Raw genomic sequence first — 15,458 nt, 5'->3', positions numbered from 1 at the left:
ATTTCACTGTGCTGTCCACCCTTCGTCGATGGGTATGGTCGCCCCCGTTATGTTCTTTGCGGCCTCCCCTGTGAGATACAGGCACAGCTCGGCTACTTCCACGGGTTCAAGCATCCTCTTCATCGGAGCCTCGGCGAGAATAATCTTTTCGATTACCTCATCTCTCGGTATTCCGTGCGCCTCGGCCTGCGCGTCTATCTGGTTCTCGACCAGAGGGGTGCGCACAAATGTGGGGCAGACCGCGTTTGCGGTTACGCCGTGCTCCGCACCCTCAAGCGCCGTCACTTTGGTAAGACCTACAAGTCCGTGCTTGGCGGCTACATAGGCCGACTTGAATTTTACGCCTATCATTCCGTGAATCGATGAAATATTCACCACCCTGCCGAATTTGTTTCGTTTCATGTGAGGGAATGCGTACTTTGTGCAGTAAAAAGCCCCGGTCAGCATTACGCCCAGAAGAAGCTCCCACTTATCCTCGGGAAACTCGTCAATCGGGGATACGTACTGAAGTCCCGCGTTATTCACCAGGATGTCGGCGCTCCCGAACTCCTTTACAGCCGCTTCCACCAGGTTTTTGCAGTTCTCCGGTTTTGATATATCGCCTTCAACAAAAATACAGCTCCCGTAACTATCGTCTATCCTGGAAGCCTCGGACGCGCCCCTCCCGACGTCGATATCATTCAGCGCTACTTTCGCTCCCTCCTTCGCGAATAGCTCCGCTATGGCAAGCCCGATGCCGCTCCCTCCGCCGGTGACTATTGCCGCTCTATCCTTGAGTTTCAAACCGCTGCCCTCCGTTATTAATTTGATATAATTCTCTGTCAAATTATAATAAACTTCCCTGAAGGTTAATTAAATATATTTTGCGTTTTTTCAAAATAGGTGGAAATGGCACATTAAATATTGTATTGTGTTGAAAGGTTGGGGGATTAAATTCCCGTAACATACAATAATTATACTTAAGGAGGTATAGGTTCAATGTCTATATTCAGTAAATTGTCGATACTTTTGTGCAGCGGCGCTCTGGCGTTCGCTCTGACGGCGTGCCCGCCGCAGCAGGAAGCGCCTGAAGGCGATGTGGAAATAGAGGTAAACGATACGGATGCTTCGAGTGGTGAAGCAATGGAGGAAGCAGGCGAGGCTATGGAAGAAGCCGGTGAAGCTGTGGAAGAAAGCGCGGAAGACGCAGCCGACTCGGCAGGCGACGCTATGGACGACGCCGCGGATAAGGCTGACGACGCCGCTGACCAGATGGGCAATTAAGCCACATCATATTTGCGGTAATAATTAACTGGGAACCTCGGTTCCGATTGATTATTGATAATTTGATTGTGAAACTCGATACGGGCGGGCATAGATTATGTCCGCCCGTTTTGTAATTATTTACCTTATATTTTGCAGTTCCTTTTTCTGCTGCTTAATCCTAATTGTTTTGCCCTTTCCGGACTATTTTTCATTTTGATCAGGACAAGACTCGTGTTCGCTATTCTTGTGCGCTTCTACGTTCAGGGATAAAATACACTTTATGAAAACATTCGAGGAAGCTGTCAAGGAGCTTAAGGAAATTATTCAGAAACTGGAGAGCGGCAACCTTCCGCTCGAGGACGCGATTAAACTTTTTCAGGAAGGCACAGAGCTTATCTCTTTTTCGCATAAAAAACTTAACAAAATCAGAAAAAAAGTTGAGATACTGGTCGAAAAGAACGGCGATATCACCCTTGAGGAATTCGAGCCGGAAGACTGATACGAAATGAGATTCGATATAGAGAGCTACCTGACCGAGAGAAGAAACCTGATTGACCGGAAAATAGATTTTTATCTGAAGGGCGGAGGGCCGTCACATCCCGGTCTTATTGAGGCCATGAGGTACAGCGCGCTTGCGGGCGGAAAGAGACTCCGTCCTATTCTAATGATCGCGGCAAGTGAAGCTGTGGGAGGGGAGGCCGAAAAGGTTCTGCCCGTCGCTTGCGCCGTCGAGATGATTCACACCTACTCCCTCATACATGACGATCTTCCCTCGATGGACGATGACTCCCTCAGGAGGGGGATTCCTACCAACCATAACGTATTCGGCGAGGCGACGGCGATTCTTGCGGGAGACGCCCTTCTTACCGACGCCTTTAACCTTATGGTAAGGGAGGGATTATCAGGCGGGATAGATCCGATGGTCATTTGCGAGGTCGTAATGGACGTGTCACACGCCGCCGGATCTTCCGGGATGATAGAGGGGCAGGCGATGGATCTTGCGCTTGAGGGGACAAGCGAGGTTGCAGTCGGGGAGGTGGAGCGGATGCACGCCCTTAAAACAGGCGCTATTATAAAGGTTTCGGTCACGGCGGGGGCCAGGATAGGGGGAGCCGATGAAGAGCAGCTCGAAAAATTCGAGTCATACGCCCGGTCGATAGGCCTTGCCTATCAGATAATTGACGACGTGCTCGATATAGAAGGAGGAAAGAAGCTCGGAAAAGAGAGAGGGGCGGACGCGAAACGCCGGAAGTCCACCTACCCGGAGCTCGTGGGTCTTGAAGAATCCAGAAGAAAGGTCTCCGAGCTCACGCAAAATGCGTTAAGGCAATTGAGGGATATGGGCCCTGAGGCCGAGGCGCTCAGGGAAATAGCCGTTTATCTGGGCTGCAGAAATTACTGATGACTGACAGAGTACGGGAGCGCCGTACAAAAAACAAAAAGAGACTCGATATACTACTGGTGGAGAGGGGACTGGCGGAGACAAGGACCAGAGCCCGCTCCCTGATAATGTCGGGAAATGTTTATGTCGGCGGTGAGAGGATAGACAAGGCCGGCTCGCTTGTCGGGGAAGGGGCCGATATTTCGGTAAAAGAATCCACACTCAGGTATGTTAGCCGCGGAGGGCTCAAGCTCGAAGCCGCGCTTGAATCATTTGAAATAGACGTGTCCGGGAAAACGGCCCTGGATATCGGCTCATCGACAGGCGGGTTCACAGACTGCCTTCTCCAATCGGGGGCCGCGAAAGTCTATGCTGTCGATGTGGGTTACGGTCAGCTTGACTGGAGGCTCAGAAATGATTCCCGCGTAGTGGTGCTCGAGAAATTAAACGCGCGCTACCTCAGACCCGAAGATATAGGAGAGAAGGTCGATTTAGTCGCTGTGGACGTATCGTTTATATCTCTCACAATGATCATTCCCCCGGCGGCTGACGTCCTGAAGCCGGGAGGCGTTCTGATTGCCCTCGTAAAGCCCCAGTTCGAGGTCGGAAAGGGCGAAGTGGGGAAGGGCGGAATTGTCAGGGACGAGGCAAAACATAGGAAAGTCATCGAAAAAATAGAGAATTTCGTGAAGGATCTTGGCTTTGACATAAATGGTGTAATTCCCTCACCGGTTCTCGGCGCTGAGGGGAATAGGGAGTTCCTGATTGCTGCGGTGAAAAAATGTGGCGCGGGATAAAAATAGCTGATTAATCTTCGTTACTTTGATTTGCCCCAGTCGGCGAGAAACCTTTCAAGCCCGATGTCCGTAAGAGGGTGCTTGATCAGCTGCTTGAATACCTTGTACGGCATTGTGGCCACGTCCGCTCCTGCTTTAGCCGCTTCCACCACGTGAAGCGGGTGCCTCACGCTCGCCACTAGTACTTCGGTCTTTATATCATAATTATCGAAAATTTGAACGATGTCCTTAACCATCTCCATTCCGAACTCGGATATATCATCGAGCCTCCCGACAAAGGGGCTCACGTAAGCCGCGCCCGCTTTTGCCGCGATAAGCGCCTGAGAGGGTGAAAAGATAAGCGTCACGTTTACGTTTATACCCTCGTCCGACACGATTTTAGTAGCCTTTATTCCGTCTTCCGTAAGGGGCATTTTCACGACGATATGCTTGTGAATTTTCGCAAGCTCCCTCGCCTCATCGAGCATCCTCTCTATATCCGTTGAAAGAACCTCGGCGCTCACCGGCCCCTGCACTATCTCGCATATCTCCCTCACGAGTTCCTTGAAACCCTTCTGCTCCCCTTCCTTCGAGACGAGGGTGGGGTTGGTCGTAACGCCGTCCAGCACTCCGTAGCTCGCCGCGTCCCTTATTTCGTCCATATTCGCCGTGTCGAGAAAGAATTTCATAACTGCCCCCTTTACGGAATTTCCGAGGAATATACCATAATTTGTCATGCCCATAAAATAGGGATGACCGGCCCCTGTTAATCAGGCTGTATTTATTTGACAAAGCGCTTATAACCTGCACAATATACCGGATTAATAGCGGAAGGAGATTTATTTATGGCATTAAGAATTAAATCAGGGCTTAAGAGACGCCGTCAGAATGTTAAGAGAAGGGAGAGGAATACCGTTGTAAAATCCGACCTCAAGACCCAGCTCAAGAAGTTTGACGCGGCGCTGGAAAACGGTGATTTAAAAGCCGCAGAGGAAATCCTTAGGGAAACGGAGTCTAAGCTTAAAAAGGCCGCTTCCAAAGGCGTTTTGAAGAAAAAAACCGCGTCTAGAAAGACCGGGAGACTGGCTAAAAGAATGTCCGGGCTTTCAAAGGGCGCTTCGCAGCCGGCCTCTTAAAAACCCCCTCAATTCCTAGAGCATAATTCCAGAACCAGCTTGGTAAGAACGAAGTTTTTGGGGACGTAGCTTAATTTGAGCCGCTTGTCGCAATCCGATAGCGCACCCATTATTCGTATAATATCGTCGTACGAGAATTTCTTCAGGTCCTCGCTTAAATAATAAAACTGCCCCGGAGACACCTTCAATGTTTTCAATATCTCCGCCCTTGGGGTTTTTTTGTCGATTAGCTCCTTCGCGCGCCAGAGGAGTCTGAAACGCCAGTTTATTATCCCTAGTATGGAAAGCGGCTCCTCACCCGCCGATTCAAGCTCCGCGAGCACCCTGTGGGCGTTTTTCTTATCCTTTCTGGAAATCGCATTTATCAGCTGATATACGTCCGCGAATTGATTCTTGACGGTCATGCTCTCGATTTCCTGCGGGCCGATTTTCTTGTTATCCCCTTTATATAATGACAGTTTCTGAAGCTCGTTATGAATCTCCGTCAAGTCCTCCCCGACAAAGGATATAAGCGTTTCGGCACCGGCTCTGGTGAGCTCGTATCCGAGCTTTCGCGCCTCCTCCATGGCCGCAGAAACCGTGTTTCCCTTCTCGACAGTAAAATCGTAGCGGGAAACATTCTTTTTTCCGCCAAGCCCGGGTTTTTTCCCGTCCGTAAAAATTAGCACGAGGTATGTGGAAGGAGAAGGCGACTCTATATAGGTTTCGAGCGGGGGCAGCTCCCTGGCCTGAAGCTTCTCGGCGTTTTTTAAAACTACGAGCTTCATCTTGGAGAACATCGGGTAGGTGCTCGCGGTATCGGCGATCTCTTTCCCCGATGCGCTGTCGCCGTGGAAGGTAATGAGGTTTATGTTGTCTCCGGGGCCGAGAGAGGAATTTTTAAGCTCTTCGACAGCCTTTTCCGTGAGATAGGACTGCTCCCCCGTAAAAATAAGCACGGGGCTCAATTCCCCGGAGGCAAGAGCATTCATAAATTCATCGAAACCGGCTTTGGAGGAAGACCTTTTCTTCATATAGATTGACCTGAGGGGGTAATTCGTCATTCCCCCTGAGCGCACGTAGTTTTAATCTGGAGTATATTCGAGCCCGAGTCGCCGGGCAAGTCGTCTGGAGAGCCGCGTATAATCGATTATAATCTTTATCACTATGGAAGATGTCCGGAAAAAAATGATTGGATGGGATTATCTCGGACTGATTGACTATGCAAGCGGGTTAACGCTGCAAAACGAATATCACCGGAAGCTGAAAGAGAAAAGTTCCGGTGGAGACGGCTTCCTGCTTTTGCTTCAGCATTTCCCGGTTATAACCGACGGCAGATTCGGCAGGGGTGGAAACTTCCTGCTCCCGGAAGAAGAAATTAAAAAGAAAGGAGTCCGGGTTTACAGGACTGACAGGGGAGGGGACGTCACATTTCACGGGCCGGGTCAGCTCGTCGCTTACCCTATAATTAATCTGAGAGAGTTTACACTAGGCGCCAAATCCTACGTCCGGGCGCTCGAAGAAACGCTCATCTTGCTGCTTTCTGAATACGGCATAGGGGGCGAGAGGAGGCAGGGATACCCCGGGGTATGGACGGAGGGGAGCAAGGTAGCCTCCATAGGGGTTTCGGTCAAAAACGGCATAACCATGCACGGATGCGCGCTCAACGTAAATACCGATCTAGGCTATTTCTCTCTCATAGTACCCTGCGGAATTGAGGGCGCGGAGGTTACGTCCATGAAAAACCTTCTGGGCAGAGATTTTGACATGAAAGCTGTTTCAGACCGCTTCGTCCGCTGTTTCTGTCGAGTGTTTAAAGTACATTCCGAAAGGCTCGCCGATCCGTAATTGATTAAACTTTAACCGGCCCCCGTTCTATCCGTCTATTCCCTGCCGCAAATCTCAAGGGCATTGAAGAAGTAATTTATCTCGAAGTCCGCGGATTCGGGAGAGTCCGAGCCGTGTACGGTATTCTCCTCGATATTACTCGCGAAATCTTTCCTGATTGTGCCTTCATCCGCCTCTTCAGGGTTGGTGGCGCCCATTATCTCCCTTACCTTCGATATCGCGTTTTCCCCTTCGAGGATCATAATCACCACCGGCCCACGTGACATAAAATCGGTAAGCGATCCGAAAAAAGGTCTCTCCCTGTGCACGGCGTAGAATCCCTCCGCGTCCTCTTTCGTGAGCTTTATCATTTTCAGCGCGGCAACCGTTAAACCTTTTTTTTCAAATCTGCCTATTACTTCTCCAATTACATTCTTCTCTACCCCATCGGGTTTTACGATCGATAATGTGCGTTCCAATTTGCGCCTCCGAGTGATTTTTGATCCTTAATTTTTTCCGTAAATTTCGTTTTGTCAAATTAAACCCCGATTACAAATTCTACAAGTTTAATACGGATTTGTAACGCGCTCCCGGGAGTGCCTGGTATATTTGTAAGTTTTCCGCCGGAAAAATATAAATTTAAGATCAATTGAGGTATTGAGTAAGTTACGTCAAATAGTGTAAAATGAAAACGGTATATATATCCCATTTTCGTATGCAGTGTGCGAGCGTAAGAGGTGACGGGGGTTTTTCAAAGAGTGTGGCGTACCCGAACAACTACGACGGCTTTTCATATCTGATAGGCTGACGGATCCCGGGTAATATAATTTCATTACTTCTCCTTGTGGCAATCTGTAGATACGGCATTAATATATATACTGAGTGCTTTTGATGCGGGAAAAAAGTCGAAGTCTATGTAGCGGGCGCACGGGGTGTCGCGCCCAGGGAAATACTTAAGATGATTAGACTGAATAAACGCACTTACGACAGAGTAGTCGCGGAGCTTGTTTACACCAACGATATCAGAAAACTCGTTGATAGATTTTCCGTTGATAGAATATTCTATTTTAACATTCTGAAAGATATCTCGGACGGCAAACGCTCGCCCAACTACAACCTGCTTAAGAAAATCGCCCGTAGAAAGAAACTGAACGAAAATTTTATAATAGAACAGGCCAAATCCGTACTTAATTTTTATGTCCCGTACCATCAAGCTGAACTAACCAATTATTACAAAATCCTTAACGTAGGATACGACGCGACGGATGAAGAGATAAGACGTAGCTGGATAGAGCTAATGAAGTCCCATCATCCCGACAAGGCCGGACCGGATAGGCTGGACGAGGCTAAAAAGATAAACGAGGCGTACGCGGTATTGGGAAATATGGAGAAACGGGACGCTTATGACCGAAGATACCTGCCCTTCATACCCGTCATGGTATCTGACGGAGGTCTCAATAAGAATTTCTATTACGGAGCATCCGTGGTCTTCCTCTTGATCGTGATTGTATACGCCGCCGGCTCGGGACTTTTGTTCGGCTCCAAGGAAGAAAAAGAGATGTTCGCTAAAAAAATCGAGCAGCCCGGGCTTCCGAATGCCGCGTACCGCGGAGACCCGATGGAATCGGTTATAGCAGAAAACGAGAGAGAGTCTTTAAGAACGGATGAAAAAAGGGATAGCGCTCCTCCGGGCATTGCGGAGGAAGATATAACCGATTTTTTATCAAGCAGGAACATTGACGATAAATTTGAGTCGGAAGAAACTGCAGATGACGAAGACATTGTAGCGGAGATGCCTGAATCAAGCGAGAGTGAAAGCGATACGGTCGGCTCGGAAGTAATTACAATAGACGAAGATGTTATAGCGAAGGTCCTTGAGGCTGCGGATGATGAAGAAATTGCTGAAGATCTTCCTGTTGAATCATTAAACGAACCTGTAACCGCCGAACCGGATACCGGGGCTGAGACCAAAGAGGAAAGCGAAACTTTAGCCGCAGTTGATGAAAAGGAAGAACCCGAAAAAGAGACTGAGGAAGAAGACGCAGGGGATAAGCTCGCATCTCTGTTGAGCGTTCAGGATACGGGCGATATAAATATTAATGAACCCGGAGATCCGGCGGAAGAAGTTGCGGTCATTAATAAAGGCACGGACAAAGAGGAGCCTCCGGGCGCGGTCAGGCTGTACAAGGTTCAAAACGGGGACTCGCTGTGGACGATCGCACGGAAGTTTGACACCACAACCGACGAGCTGAGCAGGCTGAACAACCTTTCGGAGAACAAGATAAAACCCGGCCAGGAGTTGATTGTCTCAGGCGGTGCCTTACCCTCAATTGAAGTCGCTAAAGAGCCCTCGACAGAAGTCGCTGTGATCAATAATGATACGGACAAAGAGGAGCCTCCGGGCGCAGTCAGGCTGTACGAGGTTCGGAACGGAGACTCGCTGTGGACGATCGCACGGAAGTTCGACACGACAACCGATGAGTTAGACAGGTTAAACCAGCTTTCGGGAAAGAAGATCAGGCCCGGGCAGGAATTGATCATTTCAGGCCCGGCGCTTCCCCGGGTGGCGACCCGCATAGAACCCGGACAAAAGGAGACTGCGAAGAAGAAGGAGGATCCCGCCCTGCCTGCGGCGGAAGCGGTAAAGGATAGTCCCCCCCGGACACCTGCTGAAAAGAAAGAGGCGGTAAAAGGTTATGCGCCGGTCCTTTCCGCCACGGCCGTATCGGTCGGGAATCAAAATATAGCGAACCCCTATCGGACCGCTCCCGAACCGGATCAAAATTCCCTTTACAGCTTTGTGTCCGAGTACGCGTCCGCGTATAAGACCAGGGATGTGGGTAAGATAGAATCCCTTTTTGCGCCGGACGCAGTTGAGAACGGCAGGAGCATTTCAAGTGTCATTGATACCTACAAATCCAATTTCGCCTCACTCGATATAATCAGCTACGATATCAAAGTTAACAATGTAAATCTCCGCGAAAAAATCGGGTATGTACGCGGCGATTTCTATATCAAATTCAAGGATCAGCGGACAGGGACGATGAAAAATTCGCGTGGAACGATCGATTGGCAGCTCAGCTGGAAAGGCGGCACATGGGAAATTACTAATCTCAGTTACAAAATAGAGAAAACTGATACCATCGGCGGGTAGATTTAATACCCCGGTTTACATCGGCACACATATCATCTCTCACCCTTTTAGCGCTGTTTCCGGGATTTATTTTTACCATCCTTTATTATTCAAAATATAGACGCCCGGAGTCATAATTTAAACGACTGTTCAATTGATGAAATCTCTGGTAGTTTACACTTTTGAATTTTGCTGATATAGCGGGATATAAATACACGGGAGAGACGAATTCCTGATGCATAAATCCTCTCAGGAGAAGATAAGAAACGACGGTGAGAAAGAGAGTATATTCAGGCGCGCGTGGGAGGGGTGGAAGAAGATTGCGCGTAAGATCGGCGACTTCAACGCGAGAGTCATACTTACGATCTTTTATTTCATATTGCTTATGCCTTTCGCGCTCTTGATAAAGCTGTTTACCGATCCGCTTGAGATCAAGAAAAAGGCCCGCAAGGGGTGGCATCCGAGGGAGCAGAAGGATGATATCCCGCCGCTTGAAAGGGCGGAAAGGCAGTTCTAGGATTAAATATCCGGTTTTGTAATTCTTGAAATGCGGGGGTTCTCAATATCAGTCCGTACTTACTGCAGGTAAGGTGATTAAATGAATATTCTTGGAATTTCGTGTTATTTTCATGACGCGGCCGCCGCCCTTTTGCGGGACGGCGAGCTTATCGCGGCTGCCGAGGAAGAGAGATTCAGCCGGATCAAGCACGACTTCGAGTTTCCAGAAAACGCCATCGAGTTCTGCCTGAATATGGGTGGAATCGAGGCCGGTGACCTGGACTACGTGATGTTTTTTGAAAAGCCGTTTGTCAAGTTTGAGAGGCTTCTGCTCTGCACCATGCAGACCTTTCCCCGCTCGATGAAGCTCTTCCGGGAGGCTATGATAACATGGCTCGGCGATAAACTCTGGATCAAGCATCTGCTTCAGAAAAAGCTCGATATTCCCCCCTCAAAAATACTTTTCAGCGAGCACCATCTCTCGCACGCGGCGAGCAGCTTCTTTTGCTCTCCCTTCGAAGAGGCCGCGATTCTCACTGTTGACGGAGTGGGGGAGTGGACCACCGCTGCCCTCGGTGTAGGAAAGGGGACGGACATCAGGCTCATTAAAGAGATAAAATTCCCCCATTCTCTCGGACTTTTATACAGCGCGTTTACGGCGTTTTTAGGGTTCGAGGTGAACGAGGGTGAGTACAAGGTCATGGGAATGGCTCCCTTCGGCGAGCCCAAATACGTGGACAAGGTCTTCGAGCTGGTTCACGTTGACGATGACGGCGGTTTCGAGCTGGACATGGACTATTTTTCGTTTCACTACTCCTCGGAGAAAACATTTAACAAGAAATTCGAAGAGCTTTTCGGCAAGCCCAGAGACCCCGACGCGCATTTCTTCACCCCCTCGACCGGATATCCTTCTTACTTCGGCGATAAGCCCGATAATTACGATCAGGTTGGAAAAGAGAACCAGTATTACGCTGACATAGCAGCGAGCATACAGGCCGCGACCGAGCGGATTATGCTCAAGATGGCCGGCTACGCGTACAGGGAAACGGGTCTGGACAAGCTGTGCATGGCGGGCGGAGTGGCTCTCAATAGTGTGGCTAACCGGAAAATTCTCACGGAGACCCCGTTTAACGAGATTTATATACAGCCGGCGGCGGGTGACGGCGGCGGAGCTGTAGGCGCCGCGCTTTACGGTTATCACGCCCTTCTCGGGAAGCCCAGGAGATTCGTTATGGAGCACGCTTACTGGGGACAGGAGCACTCCCCGGCTGACGCCGAGAGGTTCCTCCGGGAGAATAATATTCCCTTTACCCTCATTGAAGACGACGACAGGCTCATAGAGAGAGTCACGGATATTCTCCAGGAGGGAAAGGTTATCGGCTGGCATCAGGGACGTTTCGAATGGGGGCCCCGCGCGCTTGGAAACAGGAGCATACTCGCCGACCCAAGAAGGACGGATATGAAGGATATAGTGAACGTCAAGATAAAATTCAGGGAGCCGTTCCGCCCTTTCGCCCCCTCGATTCTGATGGAAAGGGCGGGGGAGTATTTCTCCATCGATGAGCCCGAAAAACACTATCCGGCACGTTTCATGCTTTACGTAACCGATGTGAAGGAAGACAAGAGGGACGTTCTCCCCGCGATAACCCACGTGGACGGTACCGGAAGACTCCAGACCGTGAGAAAGGAGCTGAACCCCAAATACTACAGGCTCATAGAGTCCTTCGGAGAGGCCACGGGCGTTCCGGTGCTTCTCAATACCTCTTTTAACCTCAAAGGGGAGCCGATAGTGAATACGCCTGAAGAGGCGTTTAACTCCTTTAACAAGAGCGGTATGGACGTGCTCGTTCTCGGCAATTACCTCGTTGACAAGGAGAAATTGTCATAACCCGCGGAATAATATAAAATTCTGGGGGTTATAATTTTATGTAATTTCCGGAGGAAATTATCGTATGTCTTTCCTAAAGAGCATAACCAACAGAATGGGTATAGCCGGGGAGCTCCTTCAGTTTTTTCTTCAGAACAAATGGTGGTGGATCACTCCGATGCTTCTTATACTTCTCCTTTTCGGATTCCTTATCATTTTCGCCCAGGGCTCTGCCGTGGCTCCTTTCATATACACTCTATTTTAAATCTAAAAAAAATGCACCCGGTCCATCGTGTCCGGGTGCATGTGCAGACCCGATTACCCACAGCGTCAAGGGTTTGGGGATAGAAGCCGGCTGATACAAAAGAGGCGTCTGAGGCAGCCTATCGGGATTTAAGGTCCAGAGCGGTTCATCCGTTAAAATTTTGACCTTTTCATAATTTCACTTAAACTCTTGTCCACTTCATCTGACAAACTATAATTATTATCGATTAGAATTACAGGAGGTTAGTAATGCAGAGATTTGTAATTCCGCACGAGCACGAGATACGCAAGGACGACAGGAGGAGACTTAATGGGCACGGCTCGTTGATTCTCTGGTTTACCGGTCTTCCCAGCTCAGGAAAGTCCACGCTCGCGAACGAGGTGGAAAAAAGGCTCATCAGCTCGGGCATAAGGACATATATACTCGATGGGGATAACGTAAGGACAGGGCTTTGCAAGGACCTGGGATTCTCCGAAGAGGACAGGGCAGAGAATATAAGGCGCATAGGCGAGGTCTCCAGGCTTTTCGTTGACTCGGGAAATATCGTGCTCTCGGCTTTCGTATCCCCTTACCGTAGGGACAGGGACGCCGTGAGAGAGCTCGTAGAGGACGGCGAGTTCGTAGAGGTGTTCGTTAAATGTCCTGTTGAGGTCTGTGAAGAGAGGGACGTGAAAGGGTTATACAAGAAGGCCAGAGAAGGCATCATTAAAGGCTTTACGGGAATAGACGACCCATACGAAGAACCTGAAAATGCTGAAATAGTCATCGAGACGGACAATTTATCGCTTGAGGAAGGGGTTGAGCGCATCATCTCTTATCTCAACGAGAAAAACGTATTGAATTCGAATTGAATCTTTTACCGCATACTTAGTACCCGCTAAGGAAGAGGATGTATGCACAGGAGAATACTGGTAACGGGCGGCGCCGGATTTATCGGTTCTCACCTCACGGAAAGGCTTCTTTCCGAGGGCAACGAGGTGATATGCGTAGATAACTTTTTTACCGGCACCAAGCACAATATCGAGCACCTCCTCGAAAATCCCTACTTTGAGCTGGTAAGGCACGATATCTGTTTTCCTCTCTATCTGGAGGTAGATGAGATTTACAACCTCGCCTGCCCCGCGTCCCCGGTACACTATCAATTCGACCCGGTTCAGACGACAAAAGTCAATGTTTCGGGGTCTATCAATATGCTCGGGCTTGCCAAAAGGCTCAAGGTGAAGATATTCCAGGCCTCGACGAGCGAGGTTTACGGAGACCCCGCGGTACATCCCCAGACAGAGCAGTATTGGGGAAACGTAAATCCTATAGGCCCGAGGGCCTGCTACGACGAAGGAAAGAGATGCGCCGAGACGCTTTTTTTCGACTATCACCGTCAGCACGGAATAGACATCAAAGTGCTCAGGATTTTTAATACCTACGGTCCCAGGATGCACCCGAATGACGGCCGCGTGGTGAGTAATTTCATTATCCAGGCACTCGGGAACGAAGACATAACCGTCTACGGCGACGGTTCCCAAACGAGGTCATTCTGCTACGTGGACGACATGGTGCAGGCGATATTGTGCATGATGAATACGCCCGAAGGTTTCACGGGACCCGTGAACGCGGGCAACCCCGATGAGGTGTCCATTCTGGAGCTTGCGGAAAAGATAATAGAGATAACAGGTTCACGATCAAAGGTTATTTTCAAAGATCTGCCCCACGACGATCCACGGAGGAGAAAGCCCGACATTTCACTTGCCGGGCGAAAATTGGACTGGAAGCCCTTCGTCAATCTTGAAAACGGTCTTCTCAGGACTGTAGAATATTTTCAAGATCATCTTTCACGAAAATAGACTGTCAGAGAGGAATTTGAATCCGGGTTGAGCTTTTGTAGGTCCCCTTTCAGCACGCGGGTGTTAACCGATTATCCTTTAAAATATGTCTTTTCGTGATGTCTCCGGGCTGGTATGAAGAGGGTCCCTGAAGACGAAAATACCGCTTGACATTTTGTTACGGGATGTATTATGATTTAGATACTAGGTGTAGGGCTAAAGATCAATCTAAATGTCTGATATCAAAGCAAAAAACAAAACTCAACACACCCGATTATCAAAGCTCGTAACAGGGATTGCCGAAAAAGCGAAAGACGCTTCACACAAGCTCGGAAGAGCCGGTTCCGGCGCTAAGAACGACGCTCTGATCAGGATGTCGGAAGGCATACTGAATAGCTCCGGTTTCATTATCGACGAGAATAAAAAGGATGTGGAAGGCGCCCGTTCGAAGGGGCTTTCAGGAGCCATGATAGACAGGCTCACGCTCACCGAAGAGCGGATTAAAAAGATTTCACAGGGACTTCTGGAGGTCTCCAGTCTTAAGGACCCTGTGGGCGAGGTTGTAAGGATGTGGAAAAGGCCCAACGGTCTTAACGTGGGCAAAATGAGAATCCCGCTGGGGGTAGTCGCAATTATTTACGAATCCAGGCCGAATGTTACGGCCGATGCCGCGGGGCTTTGTATAAAGTCCGGCAATGCAGTCATACTGAGAGGCGGATCGGAAACAATAAGATCGAACATCGCGATCGGTGAAATCCTGAGGGAATCGCTTAAGGCTTCCGGTCTTCCTGAGGATTCCGTCCAGATTATACCCGTTACCGACAGAGCCGCCGTGCTCGAGTTGCTCAAGCTCGAAGAGCACATAGATCTGGTAATACCGAGAGGCGGGGAGGGGCTTATAAGATTTGTCAGTGAGAATTCCCGGATACCGGTACTTAAGCATTATAAGGGCGTGTGCCATATCTTCGTCGATGAGAGCGCCGATCTCGGTATGGCGGAAAGTATTTGTGTTAACGCCAAGGTCCAGCGTCCCGGTGTATGTAACGCCATGGAGACGATGCTCGTCCACGAAAAGATTGCGCCCGAATTCCTGCCGCGAGTAATAAAAACCCTCGGCGAGGAAGGGGTTGAGGTAAGAGGGTGCGACCGGACGAGGCAAATTGCGCCCGAAGTAAAGGCGGCGAACGAGGCCGACTGGTACGAGGAATATCTCGACCTGATATTGAGCGTAAAAGTCGTAAAGGGCTTGGAAGAGGCTATAGACCATATCGAGAAATACGGCTCCATGCATACGGAATCGATTATCACGGAGAATTACAGCAATTCACAGGCGTTTATTAACGGTGTCAATTCATCGACGGTGATGGTGAACGCGTCCACCAGGTTCAGCGACGGCTTCGAGCTCGGTCTCGGAGCGGAGATAGGCATAAGCACTTCCAAACTGCATGCGTTCGGCCCGATGGGTGTGGAGGAGCTAACGACTACCAAGTTTATTATTTTCGGAGAAGGGCAGATCAGACAGTAGTGCCATCTA

17 protein-coding genes are annotated in these 15,458 nt (G+C 49.5%); 13 read left to right on the top strand and 4 right to left on the bottom strand.

Annotated features, from left to right (window positions below):
* Positions 1-3: 3 nt before the first annotated feature.
* Positions 4-783, bottom strand: a complete 780-nt coding sequence (locus RIG61_06855) for a 3-hydroxybutyrate dehydrogenase (GenBank protein MEQ9618877.1) — start codon at positions 781-783, stop codon at positions 4-6.
* 195 nt (positions 784-978) lie between these two features.
* Between RIG61_06855 and RIG61_06850 the strand changes: the two genes are divergently transcribed.
* From RIG61_06850 to RIG61_06835, 4 genes are all read left to right on the top strand, one after another.
* Positions 979-1,263, top strand: coding sequence for a hypothetical protein (locus RIG61_06850; protein ID MEQ9618876.1), 285 nt, complete (start codon positions 979-981; stop codon positions 1,261-1,263).
* A gap of 262 nt (positions 1,264-1,525) precedes the next feature.
* On the top strand, positions 1,526-1,744 hold the full coding sequence (gene xseB / locus RIG61_06845; protein ID MEQ9618875.1) for an exodeoxyribonuclease VII small subunit: 219 nt from the start codon (positions 1,526-1,528) through the stop codon (positions 1,742-1,744).
* Positions 1,745-1,750: 6 nt separating this feature from the next.
* Positions 1,751-2,647: a polyprenyl synthetase family protein gene (locus RIG61_06840; protein MEQ9618874.1), complete on the top strand. Its 897-nt coding sequence runs from the start codon at positions 1,751-1,753 to the stop codon at positions 2,645-2,647.
* A complete protein-coding gene (locus tag RIG61_06835) occupies positions 2,647-3,423 on the top strand; it encodes a TlyA family RNA methyltransferase (GenBank protein ID MEQ9618873.1) in 777 nt (258 codons plus the stop codon). Before RIG61_06840 ends, RIG61_06835 begins: the two co-directional genes overlap by 1 nt.
* Before the next feature lie 20 nt (positions 3,424-3,443).
* On the opposite strand, the gene fsa is transcribed toward RIG61_06835, so the two are convergent.
* On the bottom strand, positions 3,444-4,091 hold the full coding sequence (gene fsa, locus RIG61_06830; protein MEQ9618872.1) for a fructose-6-phosphate aldolase: 648 nt from the start codon (positions 4,089-4,091) through the stop codon (positions 3,444-3,446).
* 156 nt (positions 4,092-4,247) lie between these two features.
* Here fsa and rpsT point away from each other — a divergent pair, with 156 nt between their 5' ends.
* The gene (rpsT, locus tag RIG61_06825; protein MEQ9618871.1) at positions 4,248-4,538 is read left to right on the top strand and encodes a 30S ribosomal protein S20; all 291 of its coding nucleotides are present in this window, start codon (positions 4,248-4,250) and stop codon (positions 4,536-4,538) included.
* An 8-nt stretch (positions 4,539-4,546) separates the two neighbouring features.
* Here the strand turns inward: rpsT and holA are convergent, their stop codons facing one another.
* The gene (gene holA / locus RIG61_06820; protein MEQ9618870.1) at positions 4,547-5,581 is read right to left on the bottom strand and encodes a DNA polymerase III subunit delta; all 1,035 of its coding nucleotides are present in this window, start codon (positions 5,579-5,581) and stop codon (positions 4,547-4,549) included.
* Between the two features lie 124 nt (positions 5,582-5,705).
* Here holA and lipB point away from each other — a divergent pair, with 124 nt between their 5' ends.
* The gene (gene lipB, locus RIG61_06815) at positions 5,706-6,365 is read left to right on the top strand and encodes a lipoyl(octanoyl) transferase LipB (GenBank protein MEQ9618869.1); all 660 of its coding nucleotides are present in this window, start codon (positions 5,706-5,708) and stop codon (positions 6,363-6,365) included.
* A gap of 35 nt (positions 6,366-6,400) precedes the next feature.
* On the opposite strand, the gene ndk is transcribed toward lipB, so the two are convergent.
* Positions 6,401-6,823: a nucleoside-diphosphate kinase gene (gene ndk, locus RIG61_06810; protein MEQ9618868.1), complete on the bottom strand. Its 423-nt coding sequence runs from the start codon at positions 6,821-6,823 to the stop codon at positions 6,401-6,403.
* Positions 6,824-7,302: 479 nt separating this feature from the next.
* On the opposite strand from ndk, the gene RIG61_06805 reads away from it, so the two are divergent.
* The 7 genes from RIG61_06805 to RIG61_06775 all read left to right on the top strand — a co-directional run bounded on the left by RIG61_06805 (position 7,303) and on the right by RIG61_06775 (position 15,449).
* Positions 7,303-9,498, top strand: coding sequence for a LysM peptidoglycan-binding domain-containing protein (locus RIG61_06805; protein ID MEQ9618867.1), 2,196 nt, complete (start codon positions 7,303-7,305; stop codon positions 9,496-9,498).
* A gap of 214 nt (positions 9,499-9,712) precedes the next feature.
* Positions 9,713-9,994, top strand: coding sequence for a hypothetical protein (locus tag RIG61_06800; GenBank protein ID MEQ9618866.1), 282 nt, complete (start codon positions 9,713-9,715; stop codon positions 9,992-9,994).
* An 81-nt stretch (positions 9,995-10,075) separates the two neighbouring features.
* Entirely contained in the window at positions 10,076-11,863 is a 1,788-nt protein-coding gene (locus tag RIG61_06795) for a carbamoyltransferase (protein MEQ9618865.1), read from the top strand.
* 64 nt (positions 11,864-11,927) lie between these two features.
* On the top strand, positions 11,928-12,107 hold the full coding sequence (locus RIG61_06790) for a DUF5989 family protein (protein MEQ9618864.1): 180 nt from the start codon (positions 11,928-11,930) through the stop codon (positions 12,105-12,107).
* Between the two features lie 248 nt (positions 12,108-12,355).
* Positions 12,356-12,958 (top strand): adenylyl-sulfate kinase, encoded by a 603-nt coding sequence (gene cysC, locus RIG61_06785; protein MEQ9618863.1) that lies wholly within the window; start codon positions 12,356-12,358, stop codon positions 12,956-12,958.
* Positions 12,959-13,000: 42 nt separating this feature from the next.
* A complete protein-coding gene (locus tag RIG61_06780) occupies positions 13,001-13,945 on the top strand; it encodes an SDR family oxidoreductase (GenBank protein ID MEQ9618862.1) in 945 nt (314 codons plus the stop codon).
* Between the two features lie 211 nt (positions 13,946-14,156).
* A complete protein-coding gene (locus RIG61_06775) occupies positions 14,157-15,449 on the top strand; it encodes a glutamate-5-semialdehyde dehydrogenase (protein MEQ9618861.1) in 1,293 nt (430 codons plus the stop codon).
* The last annotated feature ends 9 nt before the right edge of the window (positions 15,450-15,458 follow it).

This window comes from Deltaproteobacteria bacterium, from assembly GCA_040223695.1.
Lineage (GTDB): Bacteria > Desulfobacterota_D > UBA1144 > Nemesobacterales > UBA2774 > JAVKFU01.
Note: the sequence above shows the minus strand (reverse complement) of the source record. Positions and strands in the feature narration are given on the sequence as shown.